Below are 16305 nucleotides of genomic sequence, written 5' to 3'. Positions count from 1 at the left end.
TTAGCCTCCCCAACCCAATGTCAGACCTAGGGGACTCAACAAGAGGATCCCGGCAATTAATAAAGCCGTAAAAATGAGCACTAAATAGGCCTGGGATTGACCGCTGGTGCCATATTTGAGTAGCTCTCCCCCCGCCAGGGCCGCCCGCCCGGTCAAATTCACGACATTATCCACCACATAACGATCTAGCCAGGTACTCAACTGCGAGAGGATTTGCACCCCGGCCACCACCGTCACCCGATAGAGCCGATCCACATAAAAATCGTAGGCAAACAGATCCTGGAGAAACCGTAACTGACCTTGGAGGGGGCGTGACCAAGTTCGGTTTAAGTTCACCAGGCCCCCAGCCGCCATGCCAATAATTCCCGATCCGGTTAACAAAACCACGGCTGTCCAGTCCAAATCTGCGGCCAGGGGTAACAGTTGAAATCGTGCCAAAATCACCGGGACTAGAATACACAAAATCGTCAAACTCACGAGCGGCACAGCCATCGGCCAGGCCACTTCCGGCGCGCGGCGGGTTTTCGGTTGGGGTGCTCCTAGAAAGATCAGGCGCATCATCCGCATTAAATTCAAAGCCGTGAGGGCATTAACGATCAACATCACCGCCACAATTCCCGGCTGTTCAAACCCGACCCGCGTGATCACCCGATAGCCAGCCCAAAAGCCCCCCAAAGGCAACACCCCGACCAAGGCCGCACTGCCGACCACAAACGCGGTCACTGTTGCAGGCATTCGTTTTCCGAGTCCGCCCAATTCCGTTAAATCCTGGCAGTTGGTGGTATTGATCACACAGCCCATGGTCATAAACAAGAGGGCCTTCGCAATCCCGTGGGTCAACAAGACCAAATAGGCAACATTAATCCACTGAGAGCCGACAGCCACAAACACTAGCCCCAAATAGGCACTAGTGGAATGGGATAACGCCCGCTTAACATCAATTTGCGCCATCGCCACCAAGGAGGCCCCGATTGCTGTCACCGCCCCCAAGGTTATTAAAATGACATCCGAGCCGTAGCAATGCACTAAAATCGGCTGGAGTTTAATCAGGACATAGGCCCCCGCTCCCACAACGACGGAATTTCGCATGATTGAAGCCGGGTTTGGCCCCTCCATCGCCTCATCCAGCCACAGGTGCAAGGGAAATTGGGCGCATTTACCCGTCGGCCCAGCAATCAAGGCTAAACCTAATAAAAAGCCCAGGCCTGGGGATAAATTTGCGTTTTCGGCCCAATCGTAAAGGACTGGAAAATCTAAACTCCCGGCCTGGGTTGCCAATGCCACAACCCCCATCAGCAGCAAAATATCCCCAACTCGCTTCGTTAAAAAAGCATCACGGGCCGCTGTCACCACCAAAGGCTGGGCATACCAAAAACCGACTAACAAATAGGTCGAAAGGGTCAACAACTCCAGCAACATATAACTGAGCAAAAGGGAATTACTCAGGGCCAGACCACTTAATGCCGCCTCAAAAAATCCCATTAAGGCAAAGAACCGCCCCAGGCCCCAGTCTTTTTCCATATACCCAAGGGCAAACAGTTGGGCCAAGAGACTGAGGCCAGTCACCAACTCCATGGCCCCGACACTTAAGGGCGTAATACTCAGCGGGAAGGCAATATCCAGGCCGGGGGCACTCAACCAATGCCAAATCAATTCCGTTGGCCCCGTAGCCTCTAGAATCCGGAATACCAAAAGACCATGGACAAAAGCGATAAACGTCAAGGAAAAGTTAAGATAAGCAGCCGGACGTGGACCAGTCCGTTTTATCCAGCCCGTAGCCCAAGGTAAAGTAGCCAATGCCCCCAGCAGTCCATAGCAGGGAACTAACCAACTTGTTGCCACTAAAATATCGGCCATAAGCTATTGCTGCCTCTTTCCAATCATCCTCAACCCTGCCAAACTCAATGCCAGTTCTGGCCCGCTCAGGAATTCCTCAATAAACCTCATCCTAACTCTTGACTTGTCTCCAAAACCCCTTTTCACGTCCCCAGGCCGGGTGAATTAGGTATGGGTTATTCAAAGAATCACAACATCAGGAAAATAATCACAAACTTTCATGTCACTATATTGCAAATAGTAGATAGACTTAAGCTTATTAAAATCGTTTTCATCATTGAAAAGTCTTATGGGAGGAGCAATTCACGAGTTCTACTGTTCCATAATTAGCGCATAGTCAATGACAAAATAAATAACAATAGGCTAATCTCTATTTTTGCAGATTGCTAACTGAGACCAGTCCGGTCATAAATCAGAAATGGATTAGGTTTTGTAATCATCCCAGCCAGAAATCGTTATCGGGGATTCTGTTGTCAAATGATCCCCCTAAACCTACTCTTAATAACAGATAGGTAAGATGGTCTCCCCGTCAACTGTAGAACCTAGTTCCCGCAGATGATTTAAGTTTAACCGTCTTAAAATGCCAGGCGGCCCATAGTCGTTGTGGAGTTTATTAACAATTTTAGCTTCATTTTTTCCAGGAGAATTAACTGATGCCAATTGCTGTAGGAATGATTGAAACCCGCGGGTTTCCGGCCGTGGTTGAGGCCGCTGATGCAATGGTGAAGGCCGCCCGTGTTACCCTCGTTGGCTATGAAAAAATCGGGAGTGGTCGAGTTACTGTGATTGTTCGGGGTGATGTCTCCGAAGTCCAGGCCTCGGTTGCCGCAGGGGTTGAAAACATTAAGCGGGTGAACGGCGGGGAACTGTTGTCCACTCACATTATTGCCCGTCCCCATGAGAATCTGGAGTACGTCCTGCCGATTCGCTATACCGAAGCGGTTGAACAGTTCCGAAATTAGCGAAATTGTTAGAGTGTGGCCTTAAATCTGACAGAAGTTTTCACAGGAACTTCCGGCCTGGCAATAATTCACCTGTTTTGATTTTATTGCTTGTGAATTAACAGTTTTCTGATCCCAAAATCTTAGGAGTTATTAACAATGGCAATTGCAGTTGGAATGATTGAAACCTTGGGTTTTCCCGCCGTAGTCGAAGCCGCTGATGCAATGGTGAAGGCTGCCCGTGTTACCCTCGTTGGCTATGAAAAAATTGGCAGTGGGCGCGTCACCGTCATTGTTCGGGGAGATGTCTCGGAAGTCCAGGCCTCGGTGGCGGCAGGGATCGAAAACGTCAAACGGGTTAATGGTGGTCAAGTGCTTTCAACCCACATCATCGCCCGTCCCCATGAGAACTTGGAATACGTCTTGCCTATTCGCTACACCGAAGCGGTCGAACAGTTCCGGGAAAGTGTTAGCGGTATTCGTCCCCTAGGCCGGCCATAATGCAAATTGCTCAAGTCCGCGGCACCGTGACCAGCACGCAAAAAGAAGGTAGTCTCACGGGGGTTAAGTTCCTCGTGGTACAGCTTCTTGATGAACAGGGTGAGCCAATTCCAGGCTATGAAGTGGCTGCCGATACCGTGGGGGCCGGGGCTGCGGAATGGGTCTTGATCAGTCGCGGCAGTGGGGCCCGACACATTGCGGGGGCACTTGAAAAACCCATTGATGCCGCAGTTGTGGCCATTATTGACACCGTGAGTTTAGATAACGGCCTGCTGTATAGCAAACGACAACAATACTACTAAGAATAAATATGGCAGTGCAAACCTACCCGGCTCCTCCTACCCCTTGGTCGAAAGACTTAGCCGAACCCCAGATTGACTCCTCCGCCTATGTCCACGCCTTTACCAATCTGATTGGGGATGTGCGGGTGAAGGCCGATGTGCATATTGCCCCCAGTACTTCAATTCGGGCCGATGAGGGCACACCTTTTTATATCGGGGCTGGCACCAATATTCAAGATGGGGTGGTGATTCATGGCCTGGAACAGGGGCGAGTGCAAGGGGATGACGGTCAGGAGTATTCCGTCTGGATTGGTGAGGATGCTTCTATTACCCACATGGCGTTGATTCACGGGCCCTGCTACATCGGGGCAGAGTGCTTTATTGGCTTTCGCTCTACCGTGTTTAATGCCCGGCTGGGGAAAGGCTGTATTGTCATGATGCACGCCTTGGTGCAGGATGTTGAGTTGCCCCCTGGAAAGTATGTGCCATCAGGAGCCGTGATTACCACCCAGGCCCAGGCCGACCGCTTACCAGATGTGGAAGCCACGGATGTTCACTTTGCCCAGCACGTTGTCGAAATTAATGATGCTCTACGGTCGGGGTATCGGTGCGTGGATAATGTCGCCTGTATTGCCCCTCTTCGTGATGAACTCAAAACCGGCACCGCCAAATCCACTCCACAGAAACAGGTCAAACATTTAAGCAAGCAGGATAGCACTATGGGTTTAACGTCAGAAGTGGTCTCACAAGTCCGGCAACTGTTGCAACAAGGCTTTCAAATTGGCACAGAACACGCTGACCCCCGCCGCTATCGGATCAATTCCTGGCATACCTGCGCCCCGATTACCGCCAGCCGTGAGCCGGATGTGGTAGCGGCCCTGAATACCTGTTTAGCTGAACACAGTGGCGAATATGTCCGTCTGATTGGGATTGACACGAAAAATAAACGCCGGGTTTTAGAGCAAGTCATTCAACGGCCGGGTGATGCCCCTGCAAGTTTTACCCCTGGTGTCTCAAGTCGGCCCGTATCTGCTCCCGTGGCAAGTGGGGTTTCCGGCTTAGATCATTCTGTGATTGGGCAAGTCCGGCAGTTACTTCAACAGGGCTATCAAATTGGCACCGAACACGCTGACCCTCGCCGCTATCGGATCAATTCCTGGCATACCTGCGTCCCGATTACAGCGACCCGTGAACCCGATGTGATTGCAGCCTTGAATACCTGTTTGGCTGAACACAGTGGCGAGTATGTCCGTTTGATTGGGATTGATGCCAAAAACAAACGCCGGGTGCTGGAGCAGGTGATTCAACGGCCCGATGGTAAAACCGTGATTGCCTCTGGAGGTGGTGTCTCTGTTTCCTCTGGAAGTCATGGTGGTGGAACTGATCCTGGCCTGGATACTCAAGTACAAGATTTAGTCCGGCGCGGTTGTCAGATCATGCTGGAATATGCGGATCAACGTCGCTTCAAAACCAGTTCGTGGCACAGTGGTGGGAAACTCTCTGGTAGCAACATCCAGGCCGAGTTAAACAGCTTCTTAGCCGCCCATCCGAAAGATTATGTCCGGTTAATTGGGGTGGATACCAAGGCCAAAACTCGCGTTGCCGAAATCATTATTCAACGGCCCCAGGGTGCGCCCGGTGGTAAAGCCCCTAGCAGTAATGGTAAATCCACAAAATCGAAAGGGTTTGCCCCTAGCTCGACTCCCGCAACTCACACCCAGGCCAGCAGTAGTAATAGCTTCAGTCATGAGGTTGTGGCTCAAATTCGCCAACTGCTGCAACAGGGTTATCAATTAGGAACCGAACACGCAGATCCCCGCCGTTATCGCACCAGTTCTTGGCAAAGTGGCCCGGTCATCAATGCCCGCCATGAGGGAGAAGCTGTTGCAGCTTTAGCAGCCTCCGTTCAACAATTTTCTGGGGAATATGTCCGCTTAATTGGCATCGACCCGAAAGCCAAAAAACGGGTGGCAGAAGTGATCATCCAACAACCGACAAAAAAATAAGTACGTTTGCCCCATTTCGGGAGGCTGGCCTTGATGGCTAAGCACTTACCGCCCCTCGTGCCCCTAAATTATCCCCAGGCCCATTGTGTGGGAGAGGTATTCATTCATCCCCATGCTGTGATTGCCTCTGGAGTGTTGCTCTGGGCCGAATCAGGAAGCCGCCTAGAAATTGCTGCCGGGGCCTGTATTGGGATGGGGACGATTCTCCACGCCCAAGGGGGCAAGATGGTGGTGGCTACGGGAGCTAGCTTGGGAGCCGGAGTCTTGTTTATTGGCTCCGGTGAAATTGCTGCCCAGGCCTGTATTGGGGCTGCCACTACCTTAATCAATACATCCGTGGACGCGGGGGCCGTAATTCCGCCTGGCTCCCTATTGGGTGATACAAGTCGGCAAGTGCCCATTTTAGAACATTCAACCCTGGAGCCGACCCAGGATAGCCCGGAAATTGCCCCACCATCTCCGTCACCCACTACTGAACCTTTGGAGGAACCAGCATTTGGTCTGCCAGAAGCCGCAGTAATGAAAACAAGCCAAGAAACCCTAGATGTTGTGACTGAGGCAACAGAGCAAATTACAGAGACCTCTACTAAGACAATCTATGGGCAGGTTTATGTGAATCAGATGTTACAACATATGTTTAATCGTTCTCCTCGACCAGAACCGCCACCTGACCCTTGGCAAACCTAGGGTGTGTCACCTCAGAACGTTGGCGTTCGCCTACTGGAGGTACAGCAAAGCTCTACAGTCCTGTCTAAATCTGATGCTTGTCCGGGTGTGAGATAGAAGCTTGTTGGATTGCCACAGGCATCGCAGCTTGCCTGAATTATTGATGCCCAACGCCCTAGCTGACCAATCTTTACAATATTGTTTCTTGACTCCGCCTAGGATTCTGACTCTCTGGCTTCACTGGCAATAGCGAGGCCCTCTTCAGTAGCTAAGGCGGGAATAGTGACGGCAGCAGGCTTAAAGACAATGCGCAACAGGGGCGGGGCAACAAAGGTAGTAATGATTACCATCGCAATAATGGCGGCATCCAAGGATTTAGAGAGAACCCCACTGGCTGTCCCGACTGCGGCAAAAATTAAGCCTACTTCCCCCCGTGGCACCATCCCGACCCCAATCGCCAAGCGGTTAATTCCCGGTCGGCCAAAGACAGTTAATCCCGTTACTACTTTGCCCAGGATGCCAACAACAATCAAAAAGGAGGCAATGATCAGGCCAGGCCGGTTTTCAGGAACTAGGGGATTGAGGACACTAATATCGGTTTTGGCCCCCACGCAGACAAAGAAAATAGGCACGAGCATATCGGCAATGGGCACCACCTGTTCTTCCAACTCCCGCCGCCGATCAGTCTCTCCTAAGACCAGGCCAGCGGTGAATGCCCCTAAAATTGCCTCCAACTGTAACGCCACCGCCACATAGCCCAGGGCAAAGGCAAAAATCAAGGAAGGAATTAGTAAGCTACCCCTTGTGCCTAAGCGATCCACCAGGCCGAGGAAATAGGGACTTAATAGCCGCCCCAGCACCACCGAGCCAACCAAAAAGACAATCGAGCTAATGATTAGATAAACAACATTGCTGATTTCCACCGTGCCGGTTTTAGCCAAGCTGGCCACCACGGCCAAGACAATAATCCCAAGAATGTCATCCAACACGGCCGCGCCAATGATAATCTGCCCCTCCGGGGAACTCAGCCGTTGCATTTCAGCGAGAACCTTGGCCGTGATCCCAATACTGGTTGCTGTCAGGGCCGCCCCCGCAAAAATCGCCGGAATTGTATCAATGTGAAAGAAATAAATCAGGCCAATCGTCCCGGCAATGAAGGGTACAGCCACCCCGACTATGGCCACCACTGCGGCCTGTAAACCGGCTTGCAACAGTCCCGGTAAGTCGGATTCGAGGCCAATTTCAAATAAGAGGATAATCACGCCAATTTCTGACATCACGGAGATGACTTCACTGCTGGTTTGGCTAATCAGGGCGGTTAAATCTGGTTCCATCCCGGCCGTTTGTTGCAGCAAGGTCGAAATCAGGGATGGCTCAACGGCCCCACCCTCGGAAAACACCAGGAGATGTAAAACAGAAATCCCGACAATGACACCGCCGACTAATTCCCCCAACACCGCCGGGAAGTTGATCCGCAGGCAAATTTCCCCCCCCACCTTACTGGCTAGATAAATCACAACCAAGCTCAGGAGCACGGCAGCTAAGATTAACGGCCCCGTTTCGGCAGGATCAACGTCAAGAGCTAGATCAGCCCAGAGGGGATGGGAGTAGAAGGGAAGTAGGGATGATAAGGGCATAGTCATAGATTTTGTTGGCAGATTTACCCTAGTTTATGATGAACGTCCCCATCGTCAAGCCCCGAGTTCCGAAGACAATCTTTGAGTTGCGATCAGAGTTGCCCGCAATTGGCCTTTTCGCAAGCCGGCTCAAACTAGCCCTTGACTGCCCGTTCCAAGTCGAGAGGGGGGATCAAGCATGACTCTGGGGGGCAGATGCTGGTTTGTGGGTGGGGCTGTGATGCCGTTCTAACCACTCTTGCAGGATGGGATTGACCAACTCTGGGGCTTCATCCTGGGGGCAATGGCCAACCTGAGGCAGGGGAATAAACTCCTTAACCGTAGGATAACTAGTCCAGTCCTGGCCGAGGGCAATGGGTTCCCAGGGATCTGCGTCTCCCCAAAGAATTAGGACCGGAGCTTGGACGTGGGGGAGTAGGTCTTCCGGGAGCGGGCCTTGGGAGTAGGTGACAAAAGCCAGAAAAACATCGGCCGCGCCCGCGTCTTGGGAGGGTTGATACAGGATTTCCACCAGTTCATCGGTAATGGCCGTGGGATTGGCATAGGCCTGGTGGAGAATTTTCCGAATCACATTGGGGCGAGCCAGACGTTGAAAGAACCAATACCCCAGAGGCTTAAATTGGAGAATTTGCTGGAGGACTCCAGCTCCCCATTGGCGATAGATGGGTAAGGTTTGCCGTTTTTTCTCGTGGAGGAGACGCAGAGAGCAATTTAACAGGGCTAGCCCCCGCACCTGATCTGGTTGTGCCACCGCCGCTTGTAGGGCCACCACACAGCCAATGGAGTTACCGATTAAAAAGGCTGGCTCACCAACAATTTCGGTCATAAAGTCATTGACTAGCTCGGCCCAGGTGGGAAAGGTATAGCTGAGATTTTCAGTAGGGGTAGGTTTTGCCGACTGACCAAAGCCAATTAAATCCAGGGCATAAACACGGGCAGATTTAGCGAGGATGGGGATATTTTTGCGCCAATGCAGACTGGAAGCCCCAAAGCCATGAATTAAGACCACCGCCGGCCCAGATTCGCCCCCTTGCCGATAGCAGATGGAATGACCGCGCCAAGACCAGGCCTGGGGTAATAGTTGGCAGATACTCTGGGATACAGCGACTGGAGTAGAAGATACGTTAACCATCAAAGCCTACTTTTTTCGTCCTACCCTATAGTGATAACCAATCCAACTAATTTATGTGGATTTTCGCCCAACTCAGACAACGCTGGCAGTTAGATCCCCGCTTACTTCGGCAAGGAGCCATAACCGCCATTGCTGTGATTGTGCCCTTAATGTTTCAAATCATGACTGGAGCCGTTGAGTGGAATTGGGCGGCCTGGGGAGCCTGTTATGTGGGGATTGGGGATCCGGGGGGAGCCTATCGGCGGCGGGCGATTACCTTGCTGGCCATTGCCTTGGCGGGGGGGCTGAGTATCGGGGTTGGAATTTTAATTAGCGGGGTTTTGGGCCTGACGTTGTTTTTGATGTTTGTCTGGGGCTTTGGCTGTGGCTTTCTGGATGCCTTTGGCAAAGAGGGAAATTTAGCCGGGGTATTAATTGGTTGTTGCTTTTTATTTGCGATCCACGCGAGCGATCATTCCTGGGCCAATGCCATCTCTTCGGGGGGAGCTTACGCCTTAGGAGGGCTTTGGGCAACCTGTTTAGCGCTCTTGGCCTGGCCACTGCGACCGGAATTACCCTTACGCCAGAGTGTGGCCCAAGTCTTACAGGGCATTACCCAGTATCTCCAGGCCGGGGTTCAAACACCACCGGATCTCCTTCAATTTCAGGCTATCACCCTCGAAAATCGGCAACGAATCCTCAATGCCCAAACCATTTTGGCCCAAATTCATCTCCCCAGCCATGCCAAAACAGCAAAACAAATCCAACAACGCCAGAAAGTTACCTACCTTGCAACGCTCCTAAAGCTGAGTGAGCAACTGTATCTAGCCATTCTGATGTTGACGGAAATTTTGCAGCAGCAACGGTCAAATTTATTTCAATCTATCTGGTCGGATATTGATCAGGATATTGATCAGCTAATTCTCAATCTCAACCAGATCACAGAACAAATCATCCAAGAACATCATCATTTAGAGCAATTTGATTTAACCGCAAGAATTGAAAAGTTGGATCAGAAATTTGAACAGCAAAAGTTAATTGTCTTTCAGGGAGCCGATCAATTCACTGCCTATGATGAATCCCTCGAGTTAAACTATGCTTTATTATCCCTGAAACAAATCGCCCATAATCTCAACCAAATCTATAACGTTTTCACAGGCACGATCACTCCAGGCCCCAATGACTTAACCTTGAAACTCGAACCAACTCCGGTCGGGTGGCAAATCTTAAAAACTCATTTCACTTTTGATTCCGTAATTTTTCGGCACGGCTTACGGATTGCCCTGGGCACAACCCTGGTGGTTGCGATTTATAGTGCCTGGAATTTACCCTATGGCTACTGGATGGCGTTGACCGTATTAGTCATTCTTAAACCCCATTATAGTGATGCCTCTAAGCGAGGAGGACAGCGGGTTGTGGGCAGTGTGGGTGGGGCGTTAGGGGCAATTCTCCTAGTCAGTTATGTGCAGAATCCCTACATTCTCATACTGTCTATGATTCTCCTGATTGTTCTGATGGTGAGCTTTCTGCCAGTTAATTACTTTGTGTTTGTCCTGTTATACACCCCGATTGTGATCATTATGGATAGTATTGATAATCCCTTCACAGCGGGACTGGCTGATAGTTGGATATTGGGAGAACTACGACTCTTAAATACCTTAATCGGGGCCTGTGTGGCGTTTGCTGTGAACTATATTGTCTTACCCCAATGGGAACCGCAGCGATTAAGTCACCAATTGGCAGAACTATTCACAACCCTATCTAGCTTACTCACAACTGTTTTTTGGGGCTATCAATCCAATCAGCCCATCTCAACCCAGGCCTTGCTAAATATTCAACAACAATCTCGACTCAAACTCAGTAATACCCACCAGGCCTGGCAGCGACTCCTGAATGAACCCCATTCATCCCCTCAGGAAATTCAACTGGTTGAACAATTGCTTTCTTACAGTCAACGCCTGTTTATTGCCCTCAGTCTGTTAGGAAATCATTTATTACAATTTCAAAAGCAGTTTTCTATGCCTAACTTAGCAATTATCACGAATCAACTGACGGCAATTTTAGGCAATTTAATAGCCGCTCTACTGTCCGATGTTCCGCTGATTCCATTTCCCCCAGAGCTAATCCAAGAACTCGCAGCATTGGAAACAGATTTAGGACAACTTCGCCAACAACGAATTCAGGAACTCAAGCAACAGCAACCCAAAACCCCGACTCGGCAAGCAATTATTGATGGCACCCTCATAGTCGAGCAACTCCAAATTATCGCCCGCAGCCTCCAAGCTCTCCACAATATTCTCCAACCCCTACTCTTGACTTTGCCTAAGCCCCGCCGCCACCAAAAGACTGTCTGATCCCGGCCTCGATTGTAATTAACCAAATTGCAAGGCCTGGCCCCGAACTTCTGTGTTGAGCTTACCGTTTTCAAACGCCACTTGCCCACCCACAATCGTATAGACTGGCCAACCTGTTAAGTTCCAACCTTCAAAGGGACTCCAGCCACATTTGGTCAACAGTTCCTCTCGCCGGACAGGTTGATAGGTTTTCATATCTACTAAAACTACATCGGCATCATAGCCCGGTTGAATTAAGCCTTTATTGGGAATTTTGTAGGCCTGGGCCACATTCAAGGACATCCATTGAGCCACTTGAGGGATGGTACATTTTCCCTGGGCGGCCTGGGTCAGCATTAAGGGTAAGGCGGTTTCCACACCGGGCATTCCTGAGGGGGCATTAGCAGGTTCCAGAAAAACAGTGGCGGGATGTTGGGCCAGGGGTTCATCAATCTGGTCTTGACCTTTTTCCGCTAGGGTATGGGGGGCGTGATCCGTAGCAATAAAATCCACCACTCCATCCACAAGGGCCTGCCATAACACCGCTTGATCATGGGGAGAACGTAACGGCGGATTCATCTTCGCCAAGGTACCAATGCTCTCGTAGGCATCGGTATTCAAAAATAAATGTTGGGGCGTAACTTCTGCAGTCACCCAGGCCGGCTTCTCTACTCTCAACAATTCCGCTTCTTCGGCGGTGGACATATGGAGAATGTGAAGGCGGCGTTGATATTTTTTCGAGAGTTTGAGGGCCAGTTGGGTCGCATTGAGGGCGGCCTGGTTGTCTTGAATCAGGGAGTGAATCGCGACATCTGTTCGTCCAGCAAACTCCTGGCGGCGTGCTTTAATCCGGGCCTGGTCTTCGGCATGAACAGCAATTAAGCGGTTTTCATAGTTTGGATCAGACAAATCACGATAAAAAATCGGCTCCAACACTGCTTCTTGATCCACCAGTAAATCGCCGTGCATTGAACCCATGAAAATTTTGATGCCAGGGGTGGGGGTGGCGGTGCGTAAGTCGGGTAAGTTTTCAGCGGTGGCCCCAATAAAAAACCCATAATTGACCAGAGACTTTTGGGCGGCCCGCTGGAGCTTATCTGTCAATGCTGCTTGGGTGATCGTCAGGGGATTGGTGTTCGGCATTTCTAAAAACGAGGTGACTCCCCCATGGGCACAGGCGCAACTGGCTGAGAATAAATCTTCCTTATGCTCCAGGCCGGGTTCGCGAAAATGAACTTGGGGATCAATCACTCCCGGCATGAGGACTAAACCCGTGCCATCAATCACCCGCAAGTTTTCTAAATTCCCGTGATCAATACTTTCGCTAATTTCGGCAATTTTACCCCCTGTAAGTAGCACCTCCACCCGACTTAACCCCTCTGGCAGCAGGACATCAGCATTTTGAATCAAGATTGGTTCAATTGGGGCAGCCATGAGATTTATCCAAGTTTTCTCAACCCTAGCCAATAAAAAACGGGAGCAGCAACCCACCCCCGCAAAATGATAGAAATTACTTCAGGAGTTCAACCAATATTAAGGATCGTAGGGCTGTTTCCCAGAGAACTTGATTTGGCCGGGGCTGGGGTTTTCGCCAATAGAGCGCGGGACAGCATTAATTGATTCCCGGCCAGCGTTGACTTTCTCGGGGAAAACACCATCCTTGGGATGTAATAAGACACTCTCTCCATCGGGAAAGACACGGTAAATCTTGTAATCGTTAATTTTCCGGGGCTTTAGCTGTTGAGCGGCCAGGGCCAAGCATTGCTCTTTCCGGGCCAAATAGACGAGGTTTTCACCTTCCCGCATCACTGCCGCGCCGGCCGTGGGCATTTCAAACACCTGTTCTTTCGGGCTAGTCCAGGTAATGGCATACTTTTCTTCAACTTCAGCTTTGGTTAACAGGCCCCCAGTGCTACCAGCATACAGAGGCGGTTGTCCAGTCAAGGTTTCAGGCATGAGCTACAACTCCCAATCTTGCACTCTACAAGGTAAAAGTTTGTTTGTGTCAGTCATTGTGTAGTCAAATCAGCCGGCCAAAGGGGCACGCACGCTAATAACTGAAGGAATCGTATCACTGGGCTTTACAGGTTTTCGCATTTTCTTGAGAATCTGTAACAGTTCTTAGAATCTTCGCAAATAGCTCTATTCTTGGCCTGGCCTGGGATGTTGCTTGATCTAGCCCAATTGTGTCCTCAAATAGACATTAAGACTTACAACAACCGCTGGGTTCTCTATTGGCCCCTCTGTTAAGGTCACAAGTAGAACAAAACCGATGATCTGGCACGTTTGGAGTGACTCAGAATACATTTTGGGACATTTGTTTTTGAGTTGGCGACCAGAATTTTCGAGGTAAGGCAATGAAAACCAGCATCACATCCACCCCCCTCTTGAAATATTCCCTAGACGTGGCCCGGGCCTGGTGTCAGGAAAATGGCTGGAGCGATCTCTTTATTGAACAATATCGGCTTTGGGCTTTTCCACCGGGGGGCGTGATGCCGTTACCCTTGCCGGAATGTGCTTTAGAGGAAGTTACCTTTAATTCTGATCTCAGTCCCCGTCAAGTCCTTTCCCAGTCCTTGGTGTTTACGGCTGCTATTGGGTCTGTTTTAACGAGCTTTGCCACCCATTCCCCCGTGATCTTAGTGGCCGGATTTGCCGCCTGTGCCATTGCTGTTGGCCTGGGTGAGCCATAAAATCGCACTAAATTGTATAGTCAAAAATTTTTGAGACACTGTTTCGACTGTCATCACAGGTATTACACCAAGAACTCATCACACCACCAATTACCTATAACCTTAACTTTAATCACCCCGGCCCTGCTGTTCAATCTGGCTAAGTAGAGTCATTTCAGGTCAGGAACACAAAAAAGTTCTATCTGTCAATCAGCGACCCGATAACGAGAACTGGAATGCTAATGCTCAAAATTTGTGGACTGACCCAAGCCCCGCAAGCGATAGAAATTGCCAAGTTGGGTGTAGATGCCATTGGCTTTATTTGTGTGCCCCTTTCCCCCCGTTATATTGACCCGTTCAAAATCCAGGAGATTACCGAAAAATTAGCTGGGTTTCCAAACCTATTAAGGGTGGGTGTTTTTGCCAATCTTGAGCTAGAAACCATCCAAAAGACAGTTGATATTGGGCAAATTAATACAATTCAATTGCACGGCCAAGAATCACCGGAATTTGTCACCACCCTCAGAACTAAATTCCCCAATTACACCCTAATCAAAGCCCTAGGAGTTAAAGATCAAGCCAGTTTAGACCAGGCCAAAATCTATGCTCCATTAGTGGATATTTTGCTGTTGGATGCTTATCACCCGGAACAACTCGGCGGCACTGGCCGGGCCTGGGATTGGAATTTACTCAAGCACTTTCGGCCAGGTTGTCCATGGTGGTTGGCGGGGGGCTTAAACCCAGACAATGTTGTTGAAGCAATTAGATTAACTAATCCTGATGGCATTGACCTCTCCAGTGGGGTTGAGTTAAGTCCAGGGGTTAAGAATTTAACAAAAGTCCAGGCCCTAATTCAAACTTTGCAGCCGTTTCGCCCATAACCAAGGCATCAAAGCATAAACCAAAAGTAAGAGATAATAAACAGTCCCAGAAATAGGATCCCGTGCCAATAGGGCCTGGGTGATGGTCATACCCCGTAAGCTAATCCCAACTCCAACTTCAGCCGCCAATAAACAAGCCAAGGCGATGATCCCAATCCCAAAATAGCTGTGTTTTTGATTTTCTTGAGGTTCGCTTGAGGTCGTTTTCACAATCCATTGAGCAGACAGAATAATCACTATTAACATCCATGGCATTTCTAACAATTCAGCCCAGCGCGTCCCTACCCAAGGCACAAGCCAGATCATTCTCACAATGCCCAGGCCAAACCCAGCCCCAAACACCAGGCCAAAGTAGAGCAGACCCCATTTAATCATCAACAGTTTCTCCACCTCAGCTACTCATCGATTGCTTTATATAGCAATCCGTCTTCATTTGTGAGACTGTTTGCTCATCACTGCCCTTGGCAAGGAGTAGCCCTTCTTTAAGTCTAGGGTTAAGTCAAAATTTATCAGACACAAATAATCTTGGGCTAATCTCACGAATCATTACTGTTTGCCATATAGTTATTTTATATGGAGACTAAATAAAAATTCTTGAAACCAAGATATAGTCATTTCCCTTAAGAATGAAACACAGAAATGCTTAAAACCATCACCAGTGCTATAGCGTTACTCATTTAGGGTGAAATGGGGACAAGTCAGAAAATGCTTTATGAGCAGTCTTTTTGACATTTCTACTCTCTCAGAACAGTCTGCGTAATGCTATAGCCTTGATTGTCTCACTTTTGGCAGGCATGACGATCAATAAACACGCGCGTCAACAATAAGCGAGACAGAACAATCGGTTAAGCCTGAGCCACAACTGCGCTGCCAGGAAAGCTATTGGATTCCTAAGCGCGGCTATTCTCCACTAAAAGGGGGCAGACAGTTGGACAAGATTATGAGTTTAAGGTAGTTAAGGCTGTAGGGAACCATGAAACTAGGGGAGATATGCAAAAGGCAACCGATCAAAAGCGGTCATGCTCTAAATGCGGTTGCCCAGATTGAGACAAGCTAGTCGTTCATCAGTAGTGACGTAGGTAAATAAGTACCGTCTCGATTTAACAGCCTTCTGGCCCACAGAAACTGTGTCCGTACAGTACCTCCGCGTCACAGATATAAATAACGCCCGCAAAATCGAGGAAAAACTTTACTGCGACCTCATCGGCAATACTCTCGGCCATATCCCGGTCGGACGTAAGCACCTCAAACTTTACATTCGCTTGGGTATCGGAAACGTTGGGTTGTCCCGACGAGCGCACATTGCGACTGCCTTTACCGCCTGTCTCCATCACCGTGTAACCAGTCGCCCCGGCTTCTTCGATGATCTTAGCGATCTTTTTCAGCAGAATCTTTTCCGTGACAATGACAAGCTTTTTGGCTGGTTTGGCCATGTTGGTT

15 protein-coding genes are annotated in these 16305 nt (G+C 49.7%); 8 read left to right on the top strand and 7 right to left on the bottom strand.

What is annotated here, in order from left to right; genetic code table 11:
• On the bottom strand, positions 1-1857 hold the full coding sequence (locus RIF25_RS05105) for an NAD(P)H-quinone oxidoreductase subunit F (protein ID WP_322877467.1): 1857 nt from the start codon (positions 1855-1857) through the stop codon (positions 1-3).
• A 632-nt stretch (positions 1858-2489) separates the two neighbouring features.
• On the opposite strand from RIF25_RS05105, the gene RIF25_RS05100 reads away from it, so the two are divergent.
• From RIF25_RS05100 to RIF25_RS05080, 5 genes are all read left to right on the top strand, one after another.
• The gene (locus RIF25_RS05100; protein ID WP_015124453.1) at positions 2490-2798 is read left to right on the top strand and encodes a carbon dioxide-concentrating mechanism protein CcmK; all 309 of its coding nucleotides are present in this window, start codon (positions 2490-2492) and stop codon (positions 2796-2798) included.
• A gap of 138 nt (positions 2799-2936) precedes the next feature.
• Positions 2937-3278 (top strand): carbon dioxide-concentrating mechanism protein CcmK, encoded by a 342-nt coding sequence (locus RIF25_RS05095; RefSeq protein WP_012627077.1) that lies wholly within the window; start codon positions 2937-2939, stop codon positions 3276-3278.
• A complete protein-coding gene (locus RIF25_RS05090) occupies positions 3278-3580 on the top strand; it encodes a EutN/CcmL family microcompartment protein (RefSeq protein WP_322877466.1) in 303 nt (100 codons plus the stop codon). Before RIF25_RS05095 ends, RIF25_RS05090 begins: the two co-directional genes overlap by 1 nt.
• An 8-nt stretch (positions 3581-3588) precedes the next feature.
• Entirely contained in the window at positions 3589-5565 is a 1977-nt protein-coding gene (locus RIF25_RS05085; protein WP_322877465.1) for a ribulose bisphosphate carboxylase small subunit, read from the top strand.
• Between the two features lie 33 nt (positions 5566-5598).
• Entirely contained in the window at positions 5599-6252 is a 654-nt protein-coding gene (locus RIF25_RS05080; RefSeq protein WP_322877464.1) for an LbetaH domain-containing protein, read from the top strand.
• A gap of 194 nt (positions 6253-6446) precedes the next feature.
• Here RIF25_RS05080 and RIF25_RS05075 read toward each other — a convergent pair whose 3' ends face one another.
• The gene (locus RIF25_RS05075) at positions 6447-7868 is read right to left on the bottom strand and encodes a cation:proton antiporter (RefSeq protein ID WP_407682332.1); all 1422 of its coding nucleotides are present in this window, start codon (positions 7866-7868) and stop codon (positions 6447-6449) included.
• 172 nt (positions 7869-8040) lie between these two features.
• Positions 8041-9000 carry an alpha/beta fold hydrolase gene (locus tag RIF25_RS05070; RefSeq protein ID WP_322877462.1) on the bottom strand — a complete coding sequence of 320 codons (960 nt, stop codon included), beginning with the start codon at positions 8998-9000 and terminating at the stop codon, positions 8041-8043.
• Positions 9001-9053: 53 nt separating this feature from the next.
• Between RIF25_RS05070 and RIF25_RS05065 the strand changes: the two genes are divergently transcribed.
• Positions 9054-11333 carry an FUSC family protein gene (locus RIF25_RS05065; protein ID WP_322877461.1) on the top strand — a complete coding sequence of 760 codons (2280 nt, stop codon included), beginning with the start codon at positions 9054-9056 and terminating at the stop codon, positions 11331-11333.
• Between the two features lie 18 nt (positions 11334-11351).
• Here RIF25_RS05065 and RIF25_RS05060 read toward each other — a convergent pair whose 3' ends face one another.
• Complete coding sequence (locus tag RIF25_RS05060) at positions 11352-12746, bottom strand: dihydroorotase (protein ID WP_322877460.1); 1395 nt, start codon at positions 12744-12746, stop codon at positions 11352-11354.
• Between the two features lie 99 nt (positions 12747-12845).
• Positions 12846-13268 (bottom strand): photosystem I reaction center subunit II PsaD, encoded by a 423-nt coding sequence (gene psaD, locus RIF25_RS05055; RefSeq protein ID WP_322877459.1) that lies wholly within the window; start codon positions 13266-13268, stop codon positions 12846-12848.
• A gap of 401 nt (positions 13269-13669) precedes the next feature.
• Between psaD and RIF25_RS05050 the strand changes: the two genes are divergently transcribed.
• Together RIF25_RS05050 and RIF25_RS05045 are read left to right on the top strand one after the other, a co-directional pair.
• Positions 13670-14005 (top strand): slr1957 family protein, encoded by a 336-nt coding sequence (locus tag RIF25_RS05050; protein WP_322877458.1) that lies wholly within the window; start codon positions 13670-13672, stop codon positions 14003-14005.
• Positions 14006-14220: 215 nt separating this feature from the next.
• Positions 14221-14865, top strand: coding sequence for a phosphoribosylanthranilate isomerase (locus RIF25_RS05045; protein ID WP_407682328.1), 645 nt, complete (start codon positions 14221-14223; stop codon positions 14863-14865).
• On the opposite strand, the gene RIF25_RS05040 is transcribed toward RIF25_RS05045, so the two are convergent.
• Positions 14833-15243, bottom strand: a complete 411-nt coding sequence (locus tag RIF25_RS05040; RefSeq protein ID WP_322877456.1) for a hypothetical protein — start codon at positions 15241-15243, stop codon at positions 14833-14835. The genes RIF25_RS05045 and RIF25_RS05040 overlap by 33 nt on opposite strands.
• Positions 15244-15965: 722 nt before the next feature.
• Positions 15966-16298 carry a P-II family nitrogen regulator gene (locus tag RIF25_RS05035; protein WP_322877455.1) on the bottom strand — a complete coding sequence of 111 codons (333 nt, stop codon included), beginning with the start codon at positions 16296-16298 and terminating at the stop codon, positions 15966-15968.
• Positions 16299-16305 lie beyond the last annotated feature (7 nt).

Source organism: Pseudocalidococcus azoricus BACA0444 (assembly GCF_031729055.1).
Lineage (GTDB): Bacteria > Cyanobacteriota > Cyanobacteriia > Thermosynechococcales > Thermosynechococcaceae > Pseudocalidococcus > Pseudocalidococcus azoricus.
The sequence above is the reverse complement of the archived record's forward strand: the minus strand, read 5'-3'. Positions and strand labels throughout refer to the sequence as shown.

Coding starts and splice junctions, on each gene's coding strand:
- RIF25_RS05105 (WP_322877467.1), bottom strand. CDS start 1,857: ATGGCCGATATTTTAGTGGCAACAAGTTGGTTAGTTCCCTGCTATGGA.
- RIF25_RS05100 (WP_015124453.1), top strand. CDS start 2,490: ATGCCAATTGCTGTAGGAATGATTGAAACCCGCGGGTTTCCGGCCGTG.
- RIF25_RS05095 (WP_012627077.1), top strand. CDS start 2,937: ATGGCAATTGCAGTTGGAATGATTGAAACCTTGGGTTTTCCCGCCGTA.
- RIF25_RS05090 (WP_322877466.1), top strand. CDS start 3,278: ATGCAAATTGCTCAAGTCCGCGGCACCGTGACCAGCACGCAAAAAGAA.
- RIF25_RS05085 (WP_322877465.1), top strand. CDS start 3,589: ATGGCAGTGCAAACCTACCCGGCTCCTCCTACCCCTTGGTCGAAAGAC.
- RIF25_RS05080 (WP_322877464.1), top strand. CDS start 5,599: ATGGCTAAGCACTTACCGCCCCTCGTGCCCCTAAATTATCCCCAGGCC.
- RIF25_RS05075 (WP_407682332.1), bottom strand. CDS start 7,868: ATGCCCTTATCATCCCTACTTCCCTTCTACTCCCATCCCCTCTGGGCT.
- RIF25_RS05070 (WP_322877462.1), bottom strand. CDS start 9,000: ATGGTTAACGTATCTTCTACTCCAGTCGCTGTATCCCAGAGTATCTGC.
- RIF25_RS05065 (WP_322877461.1), top strand. CDS start 9,054: ATGTGGATTTTCGCCCAACTCAGACAACGCTGGCAGTTAGATCCCCGC.
- RIF25_RS05060 (WP_322877460.1), bottom strand. CDS start 12,746: ATGGCTGCCCCAATTGAACCAATCTTGATTCAAAATGCTGATGTCCTG.
- psaD (WP_322877459.1), bottom strand. CDS start 13,268: ATGCCTGAAACCTTGACTGGACAACCGCCTCTGTATGCTGGTAGCACT.
- RIF25_RS05050 (WP_322877458.1), top strand. CDS start 13,670: ATGAAAACCAGCATCACATCCACCCCCCTCTTGAAATATTCCCTAGAC.
- RIF25_RS05045 (WP_407682328.1), top strand. CDS start 14,221: ATGCTAATGCTCAAAATTTGTGGACTGACCCAAGCCCCGCAAGCGATA.
- RIF25_RS05035 (WP_322877455.1), bottom strand. CDS start 16,298: ATGGCCAAACCAGCCAAAAAGCTTGTCATTGTCACGGAAAAGATTCTG.